Source organism: Halobacteriovorax sp., assembly GCF_041587335.1.
GTDB lineage: Bacteria > Bdellovibrionota > Bacteriovoracia > Bacteriovoracales > Bacteriovoracaceae > Halobacteriovorax.
Window position 1 is genome coordinate 1 of the sequence record NZ_JBFGYP010000249.1, and the last position, 2,357, is coordinate 2,357.

A 2,357-nucleotide genomic window follows, 5' to 3' on the forward strand; every position below is an offset into this window, starting at 1 on the left:
AGCTATTGAGTTAGCAGCTGGAACAGAGATGATCATGCCAGGTGACAACACTTCATTCGACGTAGAGTTAATAACTCCAATCGCAATGGAAAAAGGTCTTAAGTTTGCAATCCGTGAGGGTGGTAGAACAATTGGTGCAGGAACTGTATCTGAGATCGTAGAATAATTTTTAAATAATTATTTTATATATGAATGGGCCATCTTCGGATGGCCTTTTCTTTTCTCTTTAAGATTGACTGATGAGTATAGATTAAGTAATTTATCTTCAGTTATAAAAATGGGTGTATAGCTCCAATTGGTAGAGCGGCTGATTCCAAATCAGTAGGTTGGGGGTTCGAATCCCTCTGCACCCGCCATTTCTTTAGCATTCATCTAGATAATAAAATTCAGGTCACAAGATTTCATTTACGGAAAGCATTTTCCAGCTTGTGCTATATGGAAAAATTGTAGATATTGGTTTGCGGTTAAGTATTATTGAAAAATAAGTTTCTATTCCCTTGTTATGTCTTCAAAGCTTTTATGCTTACTAGGCCTTCATAGAATATAAGGCTACATTGTCTAAAAATTGATAATACAAAAATTATTTAAGTGGATTATTTTCATGGTTTTTAGGTGTGCGTTAATTTGAAATGTAGAAATAGATGGACAAACCGTATCAATTGATGGATATATGGAAAACTTATACGTAAATAATAACGAATTTTTAGCAAATTATTGCTGAAAATAATTTAGTCCAAGGATTTTTCGGATGTCATTTATTCGAGTAGAAGACGGAAAAAAGTGGATCAACGCATTTGTTGCAATTATCAGCATGTTAGCTGGATTTGTAGTTATTCGTTTTGTTGGTCAATTAGGTGAATGGTTTGATTTAGAAGCTAAGGTTTCTAATTTCTTGGCAGTTTCTCAAGGTTTAGGGATTCTAGTTGGACTAGGGACTTTTATTGGAATACTTAAGAGCAAATCAGCTTCTACGCATATGCAGGAAGTTTACTCAGAGCTAGTTAAGGTTGTATGGCCAGATAAAGACTCTGTATTGAAGATGACTGTTGGTTTAGTAATAACGGTCTCTATAATAAGTGGAATTTTCGTACTCGTAGATTTCACATTTAGAAAAATTTTAGAATTATTGTACTAATTATAGGGTGATATATGTCTGACGAAAATAAAACAGCAGAAGAAGTTACTGAAGTTATTGAGACTGAAGAGACTGTAGAAGCAACTGAAGAAGAAACTACAGAGACTCCTGAAGGTGAGCTTTCTGCAGGAGAATCTCCTGATTTCAAATGGTTTATTGCTAAGACACTTACTGGTCAAGAAGGTAAGATTCAAAGAGCGCTTAAAGAAAGAATTGTTAACTATAAGCAAACTGAATACTTCTCAGAGATATTAGTTCCTGAGGAAACGGTTACTACGCATGCAAATGGGAAAAAGAGAACTATAAAAAAGAAGTTATTCCCAGGTTACATATTGATTAAAATGATCATGAATGATAAGACATGGCACCTTGTTAAAGATACAGATAAAATCACTGGCTTTGTTGGTGGTACATCTGAAAAACCAGCGCCAATTTCTGATGAAGAAGCGGCTTACATGACTGGTCAACAAGGTGATGGATTTAAGAAGACTAAGGCAACAATCGACTTTGAAGAAGGTGAGACTGTTAAGGTTATTGAAGGTCCATTTGCATCATTCGTAGGTACGGTTGAAGCAGTAAATGAAAAAGGTAAAATACGTGTAAACGTCTCAATCTTCGGTAGACCAACACCGGTTGAGTTAGATTTCACACAAGTAGAAAAAGCATAATTATTAACAAGTTGGTAGATCATTAGATCGCAGGAGTAATCATGGCAAAGAAGATTACAGGTTTCATTAAACTACAAATTGAAGCCGGAAAAGCAAACCCTTCACCTCCAATTGGACCAGCACTTGGTCAAAAGGGTGTGAACATTATGGAATTTTGTAAGGCATTCAATGCGAAAACGCAAAAAGAAGCTGGAACACTACTTCCAACAATTATTACAGTTTATTCTGACAGATCGTTTTCATTTGTTACGAAAACACCACCAGCATCTTACCTACTTAAGTCAAAGCTTAAGTTAAAAAGAGGATCTCAAAGACCAGGTACAGAAGTAGCCGGTTCAGTTCCTAAGAATGTTGTTGAAGAGATAGTTGAAGCTAAGAGACCAGATCTAACTGCAGCGTCACAAGAAGCAGCAGAAAGAACAATTGAAGGTTCTATTAGAGCAATGGGTTTAAAGTTAGACTATTAATTAAGTGGGAGAGCGCAAGCTCGTTAAAACCAATGAGGTGTTATCATGGCTAAGACAAAGTCGAAAAAGTATTTAGAAGCTGCAGCG

The 2,357-nt window shown here is 35.9% G+C and carries 3 protein-coding genes, 1 tRNA gene and 1 pseudogene; all 5 read left to right on the forward strand.

The features are described 5' to 3' along the window. Window positions 1–166, forward strand: a pseudogene (tuf, locus tag ABX784_RS16985) (elongation factor Tu); the annotation flags it as partial. Window positions 167–279: 113 nt separating this feature from the next. After that, a tRNA-Trp gene (locus tag ABX784_RS16990) sits at window positions 280–356 on the forward strand. A gap of 392 nt (window positions 357–748) precedes the next feature. Next, window positions 749–1,135, forward strand: coding sequence for a preprotein translocase subunit SecE (gene secE, locus ABX784_RS16995; protein ID WP_372656253.1), 387 nt, complete (start codon window positions 749–751; stop codon window positions 1,133–1,135). 14 nt (window positions 1,136–1,149) lie between these two features. Continuing rightward, the gene (gene nusG / locus ABX784_RS17000; RefSeq protein WP_372656254.1) at window positions 1,150–1,803 is read left to right on the forward strand and encodes a transcription termination/antitermination protein NusG; all 654 of its coding nucleotides are present in this window, start codon (window positions 1,150–1,152) and stop codon (window positions 1,801–1,803) included. Window positions 1,804–1,844: 41 nt separating this feature from the next. Beyond that, entirely contained in the window at window positions 1,845–2,270 is a 426-nt protein-coding gene (rplK, locus tag ABX784_RS17005; protein ID WP_372656255.1) for a 50S ribosomal protein L11, read from the forward strand. The last annotated feature ends 87 nt before the right edge of the window (window positions 2,271–2,357 follow it).